This is a genomic window from Deinococcus sp. AB2017081 (genome assembly GCF_034440735.1).
In the GTDB taxonomy this organism is placed as follows: domain Bacteria; phylum Deinococcota; class Deinococci; order Deinococcales; family Deinococcaceae; genus Deinococcus; species Deinococcus rufus.
On sequence record NZ_CP140098.1, the window covers coordinates 2,842,736 to 2,860,466 of the forward strand.

At 71.2% G+C, this 17,731-nt stretch carries 18 protein-coding genes and 2 pseudogenes; 10 read left to right on the forward strand and 10 right to left on the reverse strand.

Annotated elements, in window-relative coordinates; genetic code table 11:
* Positions 1–15 precede the first annotated feature (15 nt).
* Complete coding sequence (locus tag U2P90_RS13830; protein WP_322472591.1) at positions 16–267, reverse strand: hypothetical protein; 252 nt, start codon at positions 265–267, stop codon at positions 16–18.
* A 117-nt stretch (positions 268–384) separates the two neighbouring features.
* Between U2P90_RS13830 and U2P90_RS13835 the strand changes: the two genes are divergently transcribed.
* The 8 genes and pseudogenes from U2P90_RS13835 (at position 385) to U2P90_RS13870 (ending at position 7,227) form a co-directional block, all read left to right on the forward strand.
* The gene (locus U2P90_RS13835; protein ID WP_322472592.1) at positions 385–630 is read left to right on the forward strand and encodes a hypothetical protein; all 246 of its coding nucleotides are present in this window, start codon (positions 385–387) and stop codon (positions 628–630) included.
* A gap of 116 nt (positions 631–746) precedes the next feature.
* A pseudogene (locus tag U2P90_RS13840) lies at positions 747–1,768 on the forward strand (rod shape-determining protein).
* A gap of 115 nt (positions 1,769–1,883) precedes the next feature.
* Positions 1,884–2,309, forward strand: a pseudogene (gene fabZ / locus U2P90_RS13845) (3-hydroxyacyl-ACP dehydratase FabZ); the annotation flags it as partial.
* 9 nt (positions 2,310–2,318) lie between these two features.
* On the forward strand, positions 2,319–3,464 hold the full coding sequence (locus tag U2P90_RS13850) for an LptF/LptG family permease (RefSeq protein WP_322474706.1): 1,146 nt from the start codon (positions 2,319–2,321) through the stop codon (positions 3,462–3,464).
* A complete protein-coding gene (locus tag U2P90_RS13855) occupies positions 3,464–4,582 on the forward strand; it encodes an MGDG synthase family glycosyltransferase (RefSeq protein WP_416173944.1) in 1,119 nt (372 codons plus the stop codon). Before U2P90_RS13850 ends, U2P90_RS13855 begins: the two co-directional genes overlap by 1 nt.
* Positions 4,579–5,772, forward strand: a complete 1,194-nt coding sequence (locus U2P90_RS13860; RefSeq protein WP_322472594.1) for a polysaccharide deacetylase family protein — start codon at positions 4,579–4,581, stop codon at positions 5,770–5,772. The genes U2P90_RS13855 and U2P90_RS13860 overlap by 4 nt, the downstream gene beginning before the upstream one ends.
* 24 nt (positions 5,773–5,796) lie before the next feature.
* Positions 5,797–6,537, forward strand: a complete 741-nt coding sequence (locus U2P90_RS13865) for a class I SAM-dependent methyltransferase (protein ID WP_322472595.1) — start codon at positions 5,797–5,799, stop codon at positions 6,535–6,537.
* A gap of 24 nt (positions 6,538–6,561) precedes the next feature.
* The gene (locus U2P90_RS13870) at positions 6,562–7,227 is read left to right on the forward strand and encodes a hypothetical protein (RefSeq protein ID WP_322472596.1); all 666 of its coding nucleotides are present in this window, start codon (positions 6,562–6,564) and stop codon (positions 7,225–7,227) included.
* A gap of 27 nt (positions 7,228–7,254) precedes the next feature.
* Here U2P90_RS13870 and U2P90_RS13875 read toward each other — a convergent pair whose 3' ends face one another.
* The 3 genes from U2P90_RS13875 to glcF all read right to left on the reverse strand — a co-directional run bounded on the left by U2P90_RS13875 (position 7,255) and on the right by glcF (position 10,727).
* Positions 7,255–7,914 carry an FAD-binding oxidoreductase gene (locus tag U2P90_RS13875; RefSeq protein WP_322472597.1) on the reverse strand — a complete coding sequence of 220 codons (660 nt, stop codon included), beginning with the start codon at positions 7,912–7,914 and terminating at the stop codon, positions 7,255–7,257.
* Entirely contained in the window at positions 7,901–9,349 is a 1,449-nt protein-coding gene (locus U2P90_RS13880) for an FAD-binding oxidoreductase (RefSeq protein ID WP_322472598.1), read from the reverse strand. Before U2P90_RS13880 ends, U2P90_RS13875 begins: the two co-directional genes overlap by 14 nt.
* Positions 9,350–9,449: 100 nt before the next feature.
* Entirely contained in the window at positions 9,450–10,727 is a 1,278-nt protein-coding gene (glcF, locus tag U2P90_RS13885; protein ID WP_322472599.1) for a glycolate oxidase subunit GlcF, read from the reverse strand.
* Between the two features lie 158 nt (positions 10,728–10,885).
* On the opposite strand from glcF, the gene U2P90_RS13890 reads away from it, so the two are divergent.
* On the forward strand, positions 10,886–11,935 hold the full coding sequence (locus tag U2P90_RS13890) for an LLM class flavin-dependent oxidoreductase (protein WP_322472600.1): 1,050 nt from the start codon (positions 10,886–10,888) through the stop codon (positions 11,933–11,935).
* Between the two features lie 39 nt (positions 11,936–11,974).
* Here the strand turns inward: U2P90_RS13890 and U2P90_RS13895 are convergent, their stop codons facing one another.
* A complete protein-coding gene (locus tag U2P90_RS13895) occupies positions 11,975–13,141 on the reverse strand; it encodes an MFS transporter (RefSeq protein ID WP_295815776.1) in 1,167 nt (388 codons plus the stop codon).
* A gap of 97 nt (positions 13,142–13,238) precedes the next feature.
* Here U2P90_RS13895 and U2P90_RS13900 point away from each other — a divergent pair, with 97 nt between their 5' ends.
* Positions 13,239–13,745: a hypothetical protein gene (locus tag U2P90_RS13900; protein ID WP_322472601.1), complete on the forward strand. Its 507-nt coding sequence runs from the start codon at positions 13,239–13,241 to the stop codon at positions 13,743–13,745.
* Here U2P90_RS13900 and U2P90_RS13905 read toward each other — a convergent pair.
* Genes U2P90_RS13905 through U2P90_RS13925 form a run of 5 tightly spaced genes read right to left on the reverse strand, consistent with a single transcriptional unit; the run spans position 13,736 to position 17,726 of the window.
* Positions 13,736–14,266, reverse strand: a complete 531-nt coding sequence (locus tag U2P90_RS13905; protein ID WP_295815772.1) for an isoprenylcysteine carboxyl methyltransferase family protein — start codon at positions 14,264–14,266, stop codon at positions 13,736–13,738. The two genes, U2P90_RS13900 and U2P90_RS13905, sit on opposite strands and share 10 nt — an antisense overlap.
* On the reverse strand, positions 14,263–15,192 hold the full coding sequence (gene meaB, locus U2P90_RS13910; protein WP_322472602.1) for a methylmalonyl Co-A mutase-associated GTPase MeaB: 930 nt from the start codon (positions 15,190–15,192) through the stop codon (positions 14,263–14,265). Before meaB ends, U2P90_RS13905 begins: the two co-directional genes overlap by 4 nt.
* A complete protein-coding gene (locus tag U2P90_RS13915; RefSeq protein ID WP_322472603.1) occupies positions 15,189–15,902 on the reverse strand; it encodes a histidine phosphatase family protein in 714 nt (237 codons plus the stop codon). The genes meaB and U2P90_RS13915 overlap by 4 nt, the downstream gene beginning before the upstream one ends.
* Positions 15,899–16,957, reverse strand: coding sequence for a phosphoribosylformylglycinamidine cyclo-ligase (gene purM / locus U2P90_RS13920; RefSeq protein WP_322472604.1), 1,059 nt, complete (start codon positions 16,955–16,957; stop codon positions 15,899–15,901). The genes U2P90_RS13915 and purM overlap by 4 nt, the downstream gene beginning before the upstream one ends.
* A gap of 52 nt (positions 16,958–17,009) precedes the next feature.
* Entirely contained in the window at positions 17,010–17,726 is a 717-nt protein-coding gene (locus U2P90_RS13925) for a TVP38/TMEM64 family protein (RefSeq protein WP_322472605.1), read from the reverse strand.
* Positions 17,727–17,731: the final 5 nt, after the last annotated feature.

Here is a 17,731-nt window from a genome sequence, read left to right on the forward strand (position 1 = left end):
CCTACCAAACGGGCGTTAGGTTCCGGCCAGGGCCGCTGTGAGCGCTTCCTCGATACCGCGCCCCCTCCAGCCGCTGTCGATCGCCTGCACGTCTCCTTCACTCCAGCGCAGGTGTGCTCCTATGACCGACCCGCCGGCAATCGCCAGGGCCGCGTGCGTGACGGCCTCCGGTGGAACACCAGGGCACAGGCGGGCCGCAGCGGTGCGCAGGGCCGGAGCCAGCGGCAGGGGCGGGCAGGTCACTCGGACACGGGCGGGCAGGGACACACCATGAAGAATAGACGCTGTGAGGTTCTTCACGGCGCACCACACGCGGGTCACTAGAATGCCCCCGGTACACGTGGACGGAACCCTCGCATGACAGTGACCTCACCATGAAAGTGGGTGGCATGGCTGGCGGTGGCCCTGCTGATCCTTCTGGCACTGACGCTGGGAGCGCTCACGCTGGGCGCTTTCGCGTCCCTAAACAGCGGCGCTCCGCTGCTGCTGCGCTCGGCAGGAACCGTCACCACGACTGTGCTCAGCCAGCTGGGGCTGCCGGACATGGAGCCGCTCGACCGGGCCCTCATCCTGACCGGCGTGACCGGTGTGGTGGCGGCGCTTGCGGCATATATCAAACCGCGTTCCTGAGCCGCCCATGACCCGCTCCCGCACGCCTTAACATGCGTTCAGGGGCCTCTCATTACCCCCGTGCTTACGATTGGATGGTTTGTCCCGGAGGATGAGTGTGAGGCTGTCAGAAAGACATCGGTATCGACCTGGGAACGGCGACGTTCCTGATTTACAGCAAGAGTCGCGGCCTGGTATTGCAGGAACCCAGCGTGATCGCCATGTCGCGCGACAGCAAACAGGTCAAGGCGGTGGCGAGGAAGCCTACCGCATGATCGGGCGCACGCCCGGCGGGATCGTGGCCGTGCGGCCCATCAAGGACGGAGTGATCGCCGACGAGGGCCTCACCGAGAAGATGATCTCGATGTTCCTGCAGAAGGTGCAGGGCAGCGCGGGCCGCCTGTTCGGCTTCAAGCCGCAGCTGATGGTCGGGGTGCCCAGCAACGTCAGCGACGTGGAAAAACGCGCTGTGCTGCGGGCCGCCCTGAACGCCAACGCCAAACGCGCCTTCCTGATCGAGGAACCGCTGGCCGCCGCAATTGGCGCGGGCCTGAAGATCGCCGAACCGATCGGCTCGATGGTCGTGGACATCGGCGGGGGCAGCACCGACGTCGCCGTGATCTCGCTGGGCGGCATCGTGGTGTCCGAATCCATGCGGATCGCCGGCAACGAGTTCGACGAGAGCATCATCCGCTTCGTGCGGCGCAAGCACAACGTCCTGATCGGGGAGCGCACCGCCGAGGAGATCAAGGTCAAGGTCGGCGCGGCCATGCTGCTCGACGACGCCGAGAACCTGACCGCCGAGGTGCGGGGCCGTGACCTCGTGAACGGCCTGCCCAAGACGATCTCGCTGGACAGCCGCGACGTCGTCGAGGCCCTGTCCGAGCCCGTGACCAAGATCGTGGACGGCGTGAAGCGCGTGCTGGAGATCACCCCACCGGAACTCGTGAGCGACATCATTGACCGCGGGATCGTTATGACCGGTGGCGGCTCGCTGCTGCGCAACTTCGACGAACTGCTGCGCCAGACGACCGGCATTCCTGTGGCCGTAGCCGAGAACGCCGTCGAGGCCGTCGCGGTCGGCACCGGCATGGCGCTGGAGATGATCCCGGTGCTGGGCGATTCGCTGGTCAGCAGCGACAATTACCTGAGACGGTAACGATCTGGCGATGAGCTCTGGGCGTTGAGCGATGAGGAACGGACGGGAGGCGGCCCAGACAGCCCCTCCCCTCTTTTATTGCCCAGCACCCACAGCCCCCTCCGAAGGAGCCCCCATGAACCCGATCCTGATCCAGGACGTCCTCAAGACCCTGCCCCACCGCTTTCCCTTCCTGCTCGTCGACCGGGTGTTGAGTGTGGAGGGTGGCGTCGTGCACGCCATCAAGAACGTGAGCATCAACGAGCCGTTCTTTCCCGGCCACTTTCCGCAGGAGCCGGTGATGCCCGGCGTGCTGATCGTCGAGGCGCTGGCGCAGGCGAGTTTCTTCTGCATGCAGGACTCGCTGGAGCCCGGCATGATCGGCTACCTGGCCGGGGTCGAGGGCGCGCGGTTCAAGCGCAAGGTCGTGCCCGGCGACACGCTGCACCTGCACGCAAAACTGGAGTTCGCCCGCCGGGGCCTGGGCAAGACCACCTGCCGCGCCGAGGTAGACGGCGTGGTGGCGGCCGAGGCGACGATCCTGTTCGCTGTCGGGAAGGGGAAACCAGGCTTGACCCGCCTGACCCGCTACGTCACCGCCGAGCTGATCCCGCCGCTGCTGGCGGGTACGCTGCTGTTCACGGCCATCCTGAGCTTCGGGTACTTCTTCGTGTCCAGCCAGTGGCTGGCCGGGGTACCGGTGGGCCTGATCGGCCAGTGGATCGCGTTCCAGCTCCCGGACACGCTGGTGAAGGTCTTCCCGATGGCGGTCGTGCTGATGACGGTGGTGGCCTTCGGACGCATGAGCACCGAGCGCGAGCTGATCGCCGTGCAGTCGGGCGGGATCTCGCTGGGCCGCGCCGCCCGGCCGGTCGCTGTGGTCGCCCTGCTGGTCACGCTGCTGAGCGTGTGGCTGAGCCTGTGGGTCGCGCCCCGCGCCAACGTCGAGACACGTGGTCTGTACTGGGATGCCCTGACCGGAGCGGGGCTGGGGCAACTGGTGGGCAAGACCGTGGATCTGGGCGGCAACCTCACGCTGGCGATGGGCGGATACGATCCGGCCACGCGGCGCATGACCGGCGTGCGCCTGGAGAAGTGGTCGCCGGACACACCACGCACCGGCACGCTGATCTTCGCGAACAGCGGCACCTTCGAGGACAACCGTCTGGTGCTCACGGACTACGCGGTGTTCACGGTGGACTACGCCGCCGCCGCCGCCCTGTCGCGCGTGCCCGAGGGTGACCCTGCCGCGTTCCGGACAGCCGTGCAGGCGACCTTCCCCAACGTGATCATCCCCGAGAACGCCACCGATCCCCTGATGGTGGATACCGGCCTGAGCCGCAAGCAGACGCTGGCTCAGTACGCCGACGCGATCGGCGCAGACGCGCTGGGCTGGAGCGAGCTGACGGGTACCCTGCGTGACCCGGCCGCCACCCCGGCCGACCGACAGGACGCCCGCCTGACATTGAACCGCAAGCTGGCCCTGCCCTTCGGCAACGTGGTGCTCGCGCTGGCCGCCCTGCCCTTCGCGCTGCGCTACGGGCGGACGCTGGGCGTCAGCCTGGGCATCGCCCTGATGATCGCGGTCGCGTACTACCTTCTGTTCTTCGTGGGCCTGACCGTGGCCGGTGCGCTGCCCGCGCTGCCGGAAGTGGGGGCGTGGCTCGCTAACGTCGTGTTCGCCGCCGCTGGCCTGCTGCTGCTGAGGCGCACGTGATCCACGGGCCGCTGCGTGCCCTGATCCTCTCGGCGTCGTTCGGCAACGGGCACCACCAGGCGAACGACGCGGTCGGCCGGGCGCTGGAGGCCACCGGCACCCCGGTGGAGGCCCACCACACCGACTTCCTGACCTACCTCAGCGCGGCCGAGCGGGCCATCACGGCGGGCACGTACGCCCTGTGGCTGAAACACGCCCCCGGCATGTACCGGGCGTTCTACAACTGGACAGACCGTGAGAACGAGCCCAGCGTCGTGACCGGTTCGTTCCGGGCGCTGGGGTTGCGTGGCCTGCGGCGCGACGTGCAGCGCCTCCGGCCTGAGGTGGTCGTCAGCTCGTATCCCAGTCCCACCGCCCTGGCCGACGCGGCCCGGCGGCAGCTGGGACAGAATTATCTGAACGCCCTGGTGGTCACGGACTACCGTATCCACCACCACTGGGCGCGCCCCGACGCCGATGTGCTGATGGTGCCGACCGCGCAGGCCCGCGAGGAGATGATCCGCTGGCGCATTCCCGAAGAGCGCATCGAGGTCACGGGCATTCCCATCGCCGCCGCGTACCGCGCCCTGATCGGGGCCGACCGCGCCGCGCTGCGGGCCCGCCACAGCCTGTGGGCCGATCAGCCGCTGATCCTGATCTCGGGCGGCGGCACCGGCGCGTTCCGGGCCCAGGGCCGCGTGCTGCACGAGCTGTCGAACCTGGGCCGACCGGTGCAGGTGCTGGTCATGGCCGGAGCACGCGGGCGCGGCGTGGAGCAGCTGGGAAGCGCGACCATCCACCGCCTGGGGTTTTCCACCGCCTTCCCGAAACTGCTGGCCGCGTCCGATCTGGTCGTCGGCAAGGCGGGCGGCCTGACCGTGGCGGAGGCGACCACTCTGGGCATCCCCCTGGTCATCCACGAGCCCATTCCTGGCCAGGAGGAACACAACGCGCTGTACCTGGAACGCCACGGGGCCGCCCTGTGGGCCCGTCAGCCGGACGCCCTGCGCGTCGCGGTGCTGCGTGCCCTGGACAGCAGCGAGCACGCCCGCATGTCGGCAGCCTCGGCAGCGCTGGGCGTACCCGACGCCGCCGACCGCGTGGCCGCCACCCTGCTGCGGCGGCTGGGGCGGGCGTGAACCGGCGCTGGCTCGCGCTGGGGCTCACGGCCTATATCGGCGTGCCGTTCGTGCTGGCACAGTGGGCGAACCTGGGGCGACTCCGCAGCGGCCGCCGCGCCCGGCTGGAGATCGCCCTGACCTTCGACGACGGCCCCGATCCGGCAACCACGCCGGCCGTGCTGGACGCGCTGAGCGACGCCGGTATGCATGCCACTTTCTTCGTCCTGGCCGCCCGTGCCGAGGCTCACCCGGCGCTGATCCGGCGCATGCTGGACGAGGGCCACGAGGTGCAGGCCCACGCCGTGAAGCACGTGCATGCGTGGTGGCGCTCTCCGTGGGGCGCGTACCGCGATCCCGGCGACGCCGCCCGGCGGATTTCGGCGGTCACGGGCCAGTCCGTGACGCTGCACCGCCCGCCGCACGGCGCCTACACGCTGGCGACCGTGCTGGGCCAGCGGGCGGCGGGCCTGACGGGTGCCCACTGGAGCGTGGAGGGTGGCGACTGGCGGGAAGGCGCCACTCCGGACACCGTGCAGGAGCGCCTGCTGGCCCGCGTGATGCCCGGTGACGTGGTCGTCCTGCACGATGCCGGCCCCGGTGCCCGGGTCACCGTGCCCCTGCTGCCGGGTCTGCTCGTGGCCCTGCGTGAGCGCGGCTACCGCAGCGTGCCCCTGTCGCGCGTGGATGGTCTGACCCCCGTCGACTGGCCCGCCCTGAAACGCCGCGTGTTCATCGCCCTGGATCGCGCCTTCGACCGGGTGGGCGGCATCCGGCCCGCCGGGAGCCGCGCCGACAACCTGTTCCGCGTGGGCCGCGCCCGCTTTCCGGTCGGCGGCCTGACGCTGAAGGACGGCTTCCGGCCCGAGCGGGGCATGTCCGGCGTGGAGTTCCATGTCAATAACCCCGTGCTGGTCGATCTCGGCCCCCGCCGCAGCATTCCGCGTGGGCGTCAGGACTTCCGTGCCCTGGCACATGACCTGAAGACCCGCCCGGAATACGCGGATGCCCAGGTCGTGTACTGCCTGAGTGCCCTGGCTCCGCTGCTGGCGCTGGTGGGCTTCGAGACGCACGACCTGCCGCCCGCCGACCGCACCCGCCTGCGACGCTGGGCCAACGTCCTGCGCCGCGCGTACGGCACGAAGGATGGTGCCCGTCCCCCGCAGCTGAGCGTTCTGAGCAGAGAGGCGTTCCTGAAGCTGTTCGGGTAGACCAGGAACGCTACAGTCAGGTTCGTGGACTACGACGCGTTCGCCGACCTCTACGACCACCAGTACGACGTCTACCGTGACGACCTGCACTTCTACGGGGGCCTGGGCGAGCGCGCCGGCGGCCCGGTGCTGGAGATCGGCGCGGGCACGGGGCGCGTCACCGCGTTCCTCGCGCGCCGGGGCGTGGATATCACGGGCCTGGAACCCAGCGGACGCATGATCGAGCGCGGCCGCGAACGTGCCGCAAAGGAGAACCTCACCCTCGCGTTCAAACAGGGCGACGCCCGCACCTTCCGCATTGACCAGAAGTTCGCGCTGGCCATCGCCCCCTTCAACGCGCTGATGCACCTGTACACGCCGAACGAGCAACTCCAGGCCCTCGAGAACATCCACGCGCACCTGACCCCCGGGGCCCCCTTCGCCTTCGACCTGTACGTCCCGCGCTTCGGGAAGGCGAACACCCTGCGGCATGAGGGCGAGACCTTCCACACGCCCGACGGCGCACGCACCGACGTGTTCCTCGTCCAGCGGCACGACAAGGTGCGCCAGCACATCACCACCGAGTACCACGTGGATACGACCCAGCCGGACGGCACCCTCAAGCGCCGGCACTACACCCTGACCCAGCGGTACTACACCCGCTACGAGGTCGAGTGGCTGCTGCGCTTCGCCGGGTTCGAGAGCCCCCGCGTGACCGGCTCCTTCCAGGGCGGCCCGCTGGAACGCGGCAGCGACGTGATGGTCTTCCAGACGCGAGCGCTGTAAGTGAGTAGGAATGATCACTCAGCCGTGGCGATTTATACCCCGCTGGGGTCACTCCTGCTCAGGGCTGCGATCGGATCGAGCGTCCTCCAGCCGTCCGGCTCCCAGCAGATGGCTGGGAGTGCCTTCACGTCGGAGGCCTTCGCGCTGCCTGGGGCAAGCGGAGCACTGCTGCTGGGGCGACTGGATCCCGGCCAGCTGGAGGAACAGTGGGTGGATGAGTGCTGGGGCGTGATGTGGCGGGTTCGGAGCGAAGTCGATCAGCCCGAGCATCTGTGCCAGGAGTTCAGCTGTACGTGGGGCCTGGACACGCTGTGGACGGAGACGGGATGGGAGTCCAGGCAGTCTGTCGTCGCCCGCTCGTGGGAGCACGGACTGACGCAAGTGGCCCTCGGAACGATCGAGCCGACCGCCCTCCAGTTCTACGCCGAGCAGGCACACTTTCACCTGCCCCCGCGGTGGTTCCACGACAGGCCGGAGTTCTTCGAGTTCGGCTGCATCAAGGCATCGGTCGCCGGCGTGACCGTCCGGTATCCGGCGCTCCGGGCCGGCGAAGTGTGTCACGCCCAGTTCGTTGTCGCCTGGAAAACCCGAACAGACAAGGATGATCAGGACGCTGTCCTGGCCGTTGATCTCGCACCGGCTCAAATCTTCGGAGCCGCTCTAGGCACAGACTCCGACAAGGCACACTGAGCTTGTGCAGCCCGCTTCCGGCAAGTCCTACAGGCTCGCCGCCAGCTTCCCGAACAGCGCGGGCATGGCCGGCACGTCCCTGCCGTTCACCCAGCCGAAGCGCCCGTCGCGGAGCGGGCCGCCGTCGCCCACGCCCATCCCATCCGGGAACAGGGGGCGGAGGTCGGCGCGTTCCGTGACCTCGCGGGCACCGGGGAGGGCCGACAGCGCGTGCTCGACCTCGCGGGCGTGGCCGAAGTGCAGGAGGTGAAGGTCGCCGCCGTGCTCCCACGCGAAGCGGGCGGCCGTGGTGGACACGTCGGAGAGGGAGCCGGGGGCGGCGACGTGCCGGAACGCCAGCCCCGGCCGCAGGCGCAACGTGACCTCCAGGGCCTCGCCCAGCGCGCCGAAACTGCCCACGAAGGGCCGGGTCAGGTCGTAGCCCTGCACGTTCTTCACGGTGCGCCCGCCCGCCCGCACGACCCGCCCGGACGGCGCGCGGAACGTCACGCCCAGCACCTCCGCCCCGAAGAAGAACGTCTGCCCGAACCCCCCGCGCGCCACGAGGCCGCCCACGCCGCCCGGCAGCTCGACCGGCGGGAACGGCGGGTACAGCCCGGCGGGCAGGGCCGCGTACACGTCCAGCAGCCCCGTGTCGCCGCCGACCGTGACCGTCTGGTCGCCGGGCGAGAGGTCAAGGATGGTCATGGGCACCCTCCCCCGCCTCGTCCGGCAGGATCTTGCCGGGGTTCAGCGCGCCGTTCGGGTCGAGGGCGCGTTTCACGTCCCGGAGCGCGCCCAGGGTGACGGGATCGACGGCATCCGTCATGAAGTCGCGTTTCATGGTGCCGATGCCGTGCTCGCCGCTGAGCACGCCGCCGTGCCGGATGGCGACGAGGGCGATCTTGTGCGCGAGGTCGTGCACGGCCTCGGCCGACTCGGTGCGGGGGTTGAAGAGGATATTCGGGTGCAGGTTCCCGTCCCCGATGTGCCCGAACTGCACCAGGGTCAGGCCCGAGGCGTCGCCCAGCGCGCGGATCTCACGGACGACCTCGGGCAGCACGCTGCGCGGCACGACGATGTCCTCGTTCATGCGCTGCGGACGGATGCGGCCCAGCGCCGGCGACACGCTGCGCCGCGCCTGCCACAGCGACGCGGCCTCGGCGTCCGTGGCGGCGCGGCGCACCTGCCCGCCCGCCGCGACGCACGCCAGCTCGACCAGGGCGCGTTCCTCCTCGACGGTGTCCAGGTCGTCGCCGTCGGTGTCCACCAGCAGCAGCGCGCCCGCCTCGCGCGGGAGGCCCAGGTGCAGGTAGTCCTCGATGGCGTTCGTGCAGGCCTGATCCATGAACTCCAGCTTGCTCGGCACCGCGCCCGCCGCGATGGCGCGGCTCACGGCCTCGGCGGCCTGCCCGACCTCGGGGAAGTGGGCCATCAGGGTACGGGTGAACCGCGCGGGCGTGGTCAGGCGCAGGGTGGTGTCCGAGATCAGGCCCAGGGTGCCCTCGGAGCCGATCAGCAGGCCCGCGAGATCGTAGGCGTCGCGGGTCAGCGTGTGCACGTCGCCGTCCACGTCCACGAATTCCAGGCCCCTGACGTAGTCGCCGGTCACGCCGTACTTGAAGCACATGGGGCCGCCCGCGTTCTCCCCGAGGTTCCCGCCGATGGTGCTCGTGCGGAAGCTGGCGGGATCGGGCGGGTACACCAGCCCGTGTGGCCTGGCCTCCTCGGAGACCTTGAGCGTGATCACGCCCGGCTGGGCCTGTGCCTCGCGCCGCGCGGGGTCGATGGTCAGCCGCGTCATGCGCGTGAACGAGATCACCACGCTGGGCACCATGGGAGCCGCGCCGCCCGACAGGCCGCTCGCCGCGCCGCGCCCCACGACCGGCACGCCCGCCGCCCGCGCCGCCCGCATGACCGCCACCACGTCCGCCGTGCTCTCCGGCAGCACCACGCAGTGCGGCGTCACCCCGAACTGGATCGCGTCGTACCGGTAGTTCAGCCGCTCCGACAGGCCACTGAGCACCTTCCGCGCCCCCAGCGCCCGCGTCAGGTCGGCGGCCAGCGCGTTCGAGGAGCCGCCCCCGGACACCGGCTTGTGCACGGGAGAGGTGCTGGTGAGGGCCTGCTTCTCGGGGATCATGGTGCACCTCCGGCGCGCCGAGGGCCGGGAGCACAGGGCAGGGGGCACCAGGCATCCGGCTCTGTGCCTTCGGCCCTCGGCCCTCTGCAAGGCGAAGCCATCACAGTTCCCCCCGGTACGCCAGATCGAGCACTTCCACGGTGTGCATGACGGGCACGGGGCTGCCCTGGCGGCGGACGTGGCTCTGGATCTGGGTGTGGCAGCCGATGTTGCCGCTGGCGATCAGGTCGGGCGTGGTCGAGAGGATGTTCCGCGCCTTGCGCTGGCCGAGCTGCGTGGCGAGTTCCGGCTGTTCGAGGTTGTACGTGCCGGCCGAGCCGCAGCACAGGTCGCCCTCGGGCACCTCCAGCACGGTCACGCCGGGGATGTGCCGCAGCAGGGCGCGGGGGGCGGCCCGCACGCCCTGCGCGTGGGCGAGGTGGCATGCGTCGTGGTACGCGACGGTCAGGGGGCGCGAGGCGGGCACCATCGGCTCCAGGGTGCCGTCGAGCAGCAGGGCGTTGAGGTACTCGCTGATGTCCATGACCTTGTCCGCGAACGCGCGGGCGCAGGCCTCGTCGGGCTCACCGTGCAGCACCATGGGGTACTCCTTGAGGCCCGCGCCGCACCCGGCCGCGTTGGACAGGATCGCGTCGTAGTCGTCGGGGTTGAAGGCGTTCAGGTTGGCCCGCACGAGGTTCAGGGCCTCGTCCCGCGCGCCCGTGTGCAGCGCCGCCGCGCCGCAGCAGCCCTGGCCGTCCGGCACGACGACCTCGATGCCGTTGCGCGCGAGGACGCGCAGGGTCGCGGCGTTGAAGTTCGGCGCGAGCGCCTGCTGCGCGCAGCCCACGAGGAACGCCACCCGGCCGCGCTTCTGCCCCCGCGCGGGCGTGAAGGGCGCGCTGGGCTGCATGGCGGGCACGTGTTCGGGCAGCAGGTCGAGGGGACTGCGCAGCGCGTCGGGCAGCAGCGGCGCGAGCGGCTTGGCGAACTGGCCCACGCGGGCGGCCACGCTGAACAGCTTCGGGGCGGGCAGCGCCTTGAGGATCGCGTAGCGCTTGGCGCGGTCGAGGGGCGACCGTGTGCGCTGCGGCTCGCTCCAGCCCCGGAAGGCCGTGATCAGTTCCCCGTAGGGCACGCCGCTGGGGCACGCGGTCACGCAGCCCATGCAGCCCAGGCAACGGTCGAGGTGCGGGGCGGCGTCCATCAGGGGCAGGCCGCCCTCCAGCACCTCCTTCATCAGGATGATCCGGCCGCGCGGGCTGTCCATCTCGTCGCCCAGCAGCGCGTACGTCGGGCACGCGGGCAGGCAGAACCCGCAGTGCACGCAGGCGTCCACAGCGTGCGCCATCACCTCGCCCTGACCGCCGGGCACGTGCGCGGGAATGTCGTTGTTCAAGCGCGAAACTCCATACGGCCCAGGATAGGCGCGCGTGGGCCGGAGGAAAGGGCACGGGGGCTCTGTGGGCTAGGGGTGTGGGGAACAGGGTCAGTGGGCAAAGCACTTCGTAATCCAGTCCAGCGTCTGCCCGCGCCAACCGGCGCACACTCGCGGGCATGACTGCTTCCTCTCCCCTGCCGCTGTCCGTTCTCGATCTGGTGCCGGTGCCGCTGGGCATGGACGCGGCGGGGGGCGTGCACGAGGCGCTGCGGCTGGCGCAGGAGGCCGAGGCGCTGGGCTACCACCGCTACTGGGTCGCGGAGCACCACAACATGGGGGCGCTGGCGTCCAGCGTGCCGCTGGCGGTGCTGGCGGCGGCGTCGCAGGTGACCTCGACCATCCGCCTGGGCTCGGGCGGGGTGATGCTCCCGAACCATTCGCCACTGTCGGTGGCGGAGGGCTACCGTCTTCTGGGCGCGCTCGCGCCGGGCCGCGTGGATCTGGGCCTGGGCCGCGCGCCGGGCACGGACGGACGCACGGCGCGGGCGCTGCGGGGCGCGGGGGCCATGATGGAGGAACCCTTCGAGCGGCAGCTGTCCGACCTGATCGCGTACGGCACGGGCGAGTTCCCGGCCGGGCATCCCTTCGCGGGGACGGTGGCGGCCCCGGCGGGCGAGGGGCTGTTCCCGCCGCTGTGGATCCTGAGCAGCAGCGGCCACGGCGCGCACGTGGCCGCGCAGGCGGGGGCGGGGCTGGCGTTCGCGTGGCACATCAACCCGGACACCGACCTGGCGCGGCGGGCGGCGGACGCGTACCGGCGGCATTTCGAGCCCTCGGCGGCGTTCCCGGAGCCGCGGGTGATCGTGGCGGCCAGCGTGGTCACGGCCCCGACCGCGGCCGAGGCCGAGGAGCAGAGCCTGCCGCTGGGCCTGATGTTCCTGCGCCTGACGCGCGGCGAGAGCGCGCCCTTCCCCACCGTGGAGGAGGCGAAGGCGTACCCGTACACCCCGCAGGAGCGGGCGGTGGCCGACGGGATGCGCCGCCGGGCGATCATCGGCGATCCGCGGACGGTGGCGGAGCGTCTGCACGCGCTGGCCGAGGACACCGGGGCCGACGAACTGATCCTGAGCGTGAATGTGCCGGATCCTGCCCTGCGCCGCCGCGCGCTGGGACTGATCATGGATGCCGTGCAGGTGGCCGACCGGCCGACCGCCCTGGTGGGGTAACGCACCGGGCACTGGAGTCAGCCCTGACGGACACGCACCTCAGCTGAAGTCGGCCTTCTGCGGCTCCGGCAACCTCGTGGCGATCACGGCGCTGGGGATCAGCAGGGTCAGCGCCACCAGGGCGGCGGTGGTCGGGGTCGTCACGTCGGCCAGCGCCCCCACGAGGAAGACCAGCAGACCGGCGAAGCCCCACGAGAAGCCCATCATGATCGAACTGGCGACCGCGACGTGGCCGGGCGCGTACTCCTGTGCGGTGACCACCCCGACGGGAATGCTGGCATTGACGGCCGCCCCGACCAGGAAGGTGAGCGGGTAAAACCACCAGTCGCCGGGACTGGACAGGATCAGCGCGGCGAAGAAGGGAATGGTGGTCAGGATCGCGCCGCGCAGCACCGGCGTCCGGCCGTGACGGTCACTCAGGCGGCCCCCCAGGATCCCGCCGAGGGCGCTGGCCACGGCGAACACCGCCAGGGTGATGGCGACCTCGCGCGCCCCGTAGCCCCGGCCGAGCAGGATGAACGGCAGCATGGCGTTGTAGCCCATGCTGGCGAGGCTGCGCAGCACCGCCATGGCCCACAGCCACACGATCGGCCCTCGGAAGATCCCCACGTACTCGGCCACCGACACCCGGCGCGCCTTCTGGACGCCGCTGGGCGTGACGGCGAAGGTCACGGCGGCGACGACCACGCCGATCAGCGCGAACCATGGCAGATGCGTGAGGCCCACGCCGGCGAACACTGGCCCCAGGGCCATCCCGCCGGTGCCGCCCGCGCTGAACAGGCTGGCCCACAGCCCGCGCCGATCCGGTGGGCTGTGCTGGGCGACATACGCGGCCCCGGCCGGATGGAAGAACCCGCTGCCCAGCCCGGCCACGGCGACGAGCAGCACCAGCGCCCCGAACCACGGCACGAAGCCCATGAGGGTCAGGCCCACGCCGGTCATCAGCGGGCCCAGGGCCGCGGCGTAGCGGCGGTCGAGGCGCTCCCCGACGATGCCCAGCACGGGCTGGAGCACCGAGCTGGTCAGGCTGAACACACTGGCAAGGAGCGTGACGGCGGCGATACTCACGCCATACTTGGCCTGGAGCGCCGGCGTCAGTGGCGTGAGCATGGCGCTGTACGCGTCGTTGATGAAGTGTCCGGCCGTGACCGCCACGGCTATGGCCGCCGCGTGGCGGGCGGCGATGACGGTCGCGGTGGCCTGCATGCAGAGCACCCTACTCCGCCATCCACGCGGGTGCCACCGGCAGGGCGGACAGCGGGGGGAGAGTGTCTGGGAGGGCGGGACTCGGCTACCATAGGGCATGGCCCCGTCATTTCGTTCCGTCGTGTCGTCCCTGTTGCCCAGCGAGGAACGGCTGATGTCCAGATTGCAGAACCTGAGCGAGAAGGATGTTCTGAGCATCGTGGACGAATTCGTGGTGGGTCTGCCGGAATTCGACGCGGTGATCGGCCTGCCGGGTGCAGAAGACCTCGCGCGGTCGCTCGCGTCCCTGCGCGGTGTACCCGCCGTGCTGGTGACCCGCGACACGGAGTCCGGATGGTGGAGCTTCGACACCGAGCCGACCGAACGCACACAGCACGCCGTGATCGTCACGGAGCACTTCACGGACGGCCTGCCGGAACTGGAGGCCGTGGTGCAGGCATCGAAGCTGGGTTACCTGGTGCAGTGGGTGGCGTGCGCGGTCGAGCGCACCAACGAGCCGGGCCGCTCGCGCCTGGAATTGCAGGGCCTCACGATCCTGCCCGCCGTGCAGCTGGCCGACACCCCACGCGGCCTGGTGATGGAGCGGCGCTTTCCTCAGCCCTGAGAGGACGGAGCGCTGCGGTAGGTCGCCAGGGCACGTTCCTCGGCCGGGATACGGATCAGGAGCAGCAGCGCGGCGTTCAGCAGCGTGAAGGCCAGGGCCGTCCGCCACGCCCCGACCGCGAGCGGCGCGCTGGCGATCTCCAGCGCCACCACCGCGTAATTCGGATGGGTCACGTACCGGAAGGGGCCGCCGGTCACGCGTTCCCCACCCGGCACGATCAGGATGCGGGTGTTCCAGTACCGCCCCAGCGTGCGGATCACCCAGTAGCGCAGGGGCTGGGCCAGCAGCAGCGCCAGCAGGGCCGGGAGGTTCACCCGCCCGGCCGAGCGCCGCCCCTCCAGATACGTGGAGAGCATCCACGCCGGGTGCAGGACGAAGAACAGCGGGTAGTGGGCCTGTCCATATTCCACCGCGCCGTGCGCCCGCGCCCAGCGTTCGTTGCGGCGGGCCACCCGCAGTTCCAGCAGCCGCTGGGCCGCCAGAGCGAGCACCAGCACCGGGGCAAGCGGCCCGGCCTTCATGTCCGGCCCAGCAATTCATCGGCCGCCGTCTCGGCATCCAGTTCGCCGGCGGCCACGCGGGCATACAGGTCGTGGCTGACCTCGCGGGCACGGCGGTGCAGGCGCTCCTGCACCAGCGCCCGCACCTCGAACTCGGCGCGGGCCTCGCGGCGGGCGCGCAGGCCGGCCTCGCCCAGGTGGGCACGGTGCGCCAGGGCGGCGTCGATGACCGCCTCCACGCCCTCTCCTGTCGCGGCCACCGTCTTGTGGATGGGCGCGAACCACGTGCCGGCGTCGTGGGCCCCCAGGCCCTGTGCGGCCAGCAGTTCGCGCACGGTGCGGTCGGCCCCCGGCAGGTCGGCCTTGTTCACGGCCACCACGTCCGCGATCTCCATGATCCCGGCCTTGAAGGCCTGCACGCCGTCGCCCCCGGCCGGGGTGAGCACCAGCAGGGTGTGGTCGCACGCGGCGGCCACATCGACCTCGGACTGACCGACGCCGACGGTCTCCAAGATCACCCAGTCGAAGCCTGCCCCCTCCAGCAGGGCCAGCACGCCCATGGTGCGGGCCGACAGGCCGCCCAGGGCCCCCCGGCTGGCCAGCGAGCGGACGAACACGCCGGCATCCGCGTGATGGCGCAGCATCCGGATGCGGTCGCCCAGGATCGCGCCGCCGGAATACGGACTGCTGGGATCGACGGCCAGCACCGCGACCCGCTGCCCACGGGCACGCAGCTGCGCGATCAGCACGTCGGTCAGGGTGCTCTTGCCGCTGCCGGGGCTGCCGGTCACGCCCAGCACGACGGCGTGTCCGGCGTGCTTCCGGGCAGCGCGCAGCAGGGGCCGGGCTGCGGGCAGGCCTGCCTCGGCCAGGGTGACGGCGCGGGCCAGGGCACGGGGATCGCCGGCCACGTAGCGGGCGGTCAGGTCGGGAGCGGGCGTGCTCACGGCGACTGGCCGAGGACGTCGTCCGCCTCGGTCGCTTCCAGCAGGTTCTCCAGGTGGGCGTCGTCGTTGAAGCCGAGCAGGGTGCCGCTGCCGTCGCCGAGCAGCACCCGCGTGATGCTGGTGTTCGTGACGCTCAGGCGCGACCACGCGTTGGCGGGCACCCCACCCAGCGCGAGCCCCACCGCGACGCGCACCACGCCGCCGTGCGTGAAGACCAGCACCCGTTGTCCCGGGTGCCGCTCCCGCAGCGCGTGGAAGGCCGCGCCGCAGCGGGCATACAGATCCTCCATGCTCTCGCCGCCAGGGCGGCGGGTCGCCCACGGATCGACCAGCAGTGCCTGCAGGTAGTCGGCGTGGCGCTCGCGGATGTCCGCAATGACCAGACCCGAGAGCTGCCCGACGTCAATCTCACGCAGGCCGGGGTCGAGCTGCACGGTGGGGGCACCGGCCAGCCGGGCGCTCACCGCCTGGGCCGTCTGCGAGGCCCGCAGCAGGTCGCTGGAATACACGGCCGCGAAGCCCTGCCCGGTCAGACGCTCGGCCAGCGTGGCCGCCTGGAGAATCCCGATGTGGCTCAGGGGCACGTCGGCCTGCCCCTGGTAGCGGCCGTCGGCGTTCCACGTGCTCTCGCCGTGGCGGACGACCCAGAATTCGGTGGCGGTGGCCCGGTCTGGAGCGGTGAAGCCGGTCGGGGCGAGCCGCTGCGTCAAGGCTGACCGCCAGCGAAGGTGACGCCCTGACCGGCGATCATCTCACCGATCACCCAGGGCCGCTCGCCCGCCGCCGCCAGCGCGTCCAGCGCCGACGCCTGCTGCGCGGCGGGCACGATGAACAGGAACCCCACGCCCATGTTCAGCGCACGGAAGGCCTCGCGGCGCTCGACCTGGGCCCGCTGGACGATCAGCTCGAAGACAGGCGGCACCGTCCACGACGTGGTCTCGATCCGCATGCCCACGCCCGCCGGGAAGACGCGCGGGGGATTGTCTACCAGGCCGCCCCCGGTGATATGCGCCATGCCGCGCACGTCGACCCCGGCGCTGTGGAGGGCATCGTAGGCGGGCAGGTACGCGCGGTGCGGCACCGGCAGCACGTCCGCGAGGGTCCGCCCGTTCAGATCGGCACGGGCCTCGTTCCAGTCCAGATCGTCCAGCGCCAGGCGGGCCAGCGAGAACCCGTTGGTGTGCAGGCCCGCGCTGGGCAGTGCGATCACGGCGTCGCCGGGTTCGATCCGCGTGCCGTCGATCAGGGCGGGGCGATCGACCACACCCACGATGGTTCCCACGATGTCGAGTTCCCCCTCGACGTACACGCCGGGCATCTCGGCCGTCTCGCCGCCCAGCAGGGCCACGCCCAGCGCCTCGCAGGCCCGCGCGGCCCCGGTGACGACCTCGGCCACGACCTCGGGGCGAAGTTTGCCCATGGCGACGTAGTCGAGGAAGAACAGCGGTCGGGCCCCCTGCACCAGGATGTCGTTCACACAGTGGTTCACGATGTCCGCGCCCAGGCCACCGTGTTTGCCGACCCGCACCGCCACCTTGGTCTTGGTGCCCACGCCGTCCGTGCTGGCGACCAGCACCGGGTCACTCAGGTGCGAGAAGGCCGCGCGGAACAGGCCGCCGAAGCCCCCGATCCCCCCCAGCACCGCGGGCGTGTGAGTCCGCGCCACCGCACCCTTCATCAGTTCCACCGCGCGGTGCCCGGCATCGATGCTCACGCCAGCGCGTTCGTACGCGGACGCCGCAGCGTCAGTCTTGCTGTCCGTCATGACCCTCCCACACCCCGCCGTCCAGCTCATCGGCGGGCGCATGGAGCGCAGTTTACCCGACCGGCGGCCGGGGGCCGGTGTCCTGACCAGCCCGGCGGGCCAGCCACCAGCGGCCCATCGCCGCCAGCGCCACGACGCCCGACAGCACACCCACGCCCCAGAACAGCCGCTGCGCGTTGCCGCTGAGCCACACGACCAGCGCCGTGACCGGCAGCGCCCCCACCGCCGTGGCGAGCATGAAGGGCCGGAAACCCATCCGGGCCGCCCCCGCCACGAGGTTCATCACGTCCGACGACAGCACCGGCATCAGGCGGATCATGACCACGCCCTGCACGCCGTACTTCTCGGCAAAGGCGTGGGCCTTCAGGCGGGCACTTTCGCCGGCCAGCAGCCGCACCAACGCGTCCCCGACCCAGCGCCCCAGGCCGTAGCCCGCCGCCGCGCCCAGCAGCGTGCCCGCGTACACGATGAAAAAGCCCTCCACCGGCCCGTAGGCCCGCGCCGTCACGGCGATCATGACCAGTGCCGGGAGCACCGGCAGCACCGCCTGAACCACAAAGCCCGCGATCAGCGCGAGCGGCCCCGCCCACCCCAGCGAGTCCACGAAGGCGTGCGTGACCGCCGGATCCGTCGAGGTCAGCGCCGCGTAGCCGCGCACCAGAAAGGCCCGCACGTCCGGCAGCAGCGCCACACCCACCAGCAGCAGCACGGCGCCGCCCAGCACGAGCCAGCGCACGTACCGGGGCGGAGCGGAGGTGGCCGTCGTCATCCTGC

Coding starts and splice junctions, on each gene's coding strand:
- U2P90_RS13875 (WP_322472597.1), bottom strand. CDS start 7,914: ATGACCATCCTTGACCTCTCGCCCGGCGACCAGACGGTCACGGTCGGC.
- U2P90_RS13880 (WP_322472598.1), bottom strand. CDS start 9,349: ATGATCCCCGAGAAGCAGGCCCTCACCAGCACCTCTCCCGTGCACAAG.
- U2P90_RS13890 (WP_322472600.1), top strand. CDS start 10,886: ATGACTGCTTCCTCTCCCCTGCCGCTGTCCGTTCTCGATCTGGTGCCG.
- U2P90_RS13895 (WP_295815776.1), bottom strand. CDS start 13,141: ATGCAGGCCACCGCGACCGTCATCGCCGCCCGCCACGCGGCGGCCATA.
- U2P90_RS13900 (WP_322472601.1), top strand. CDS start 13,239: ATGGCCCCGTCATTTCGTTCCGTCGTGTCGTCCCTGTTGCCCAGCGAG.
- U2P90_RS13905 (WP_295815772.1), bottom strand. CDS start 14,266: ATGAAGGCCGGGCCGCTTGCCCCGGTGCTGGTGCTCGCTCTGGCGGCC.
- purM (WP_322472604.1), bottom strand. CDS start 16,957: ATGACGGACAGCAAGACTGACGCTGCGGCGTCCGCGTACGAACGCGCT.
- U2P90_RS13925 (WP_322472605.1), bottom strand. CDS start 17,726: ATGACGACGGCCACCTCCGCTCCGCCCCGGTACGTGCGCTGGCTCGTG.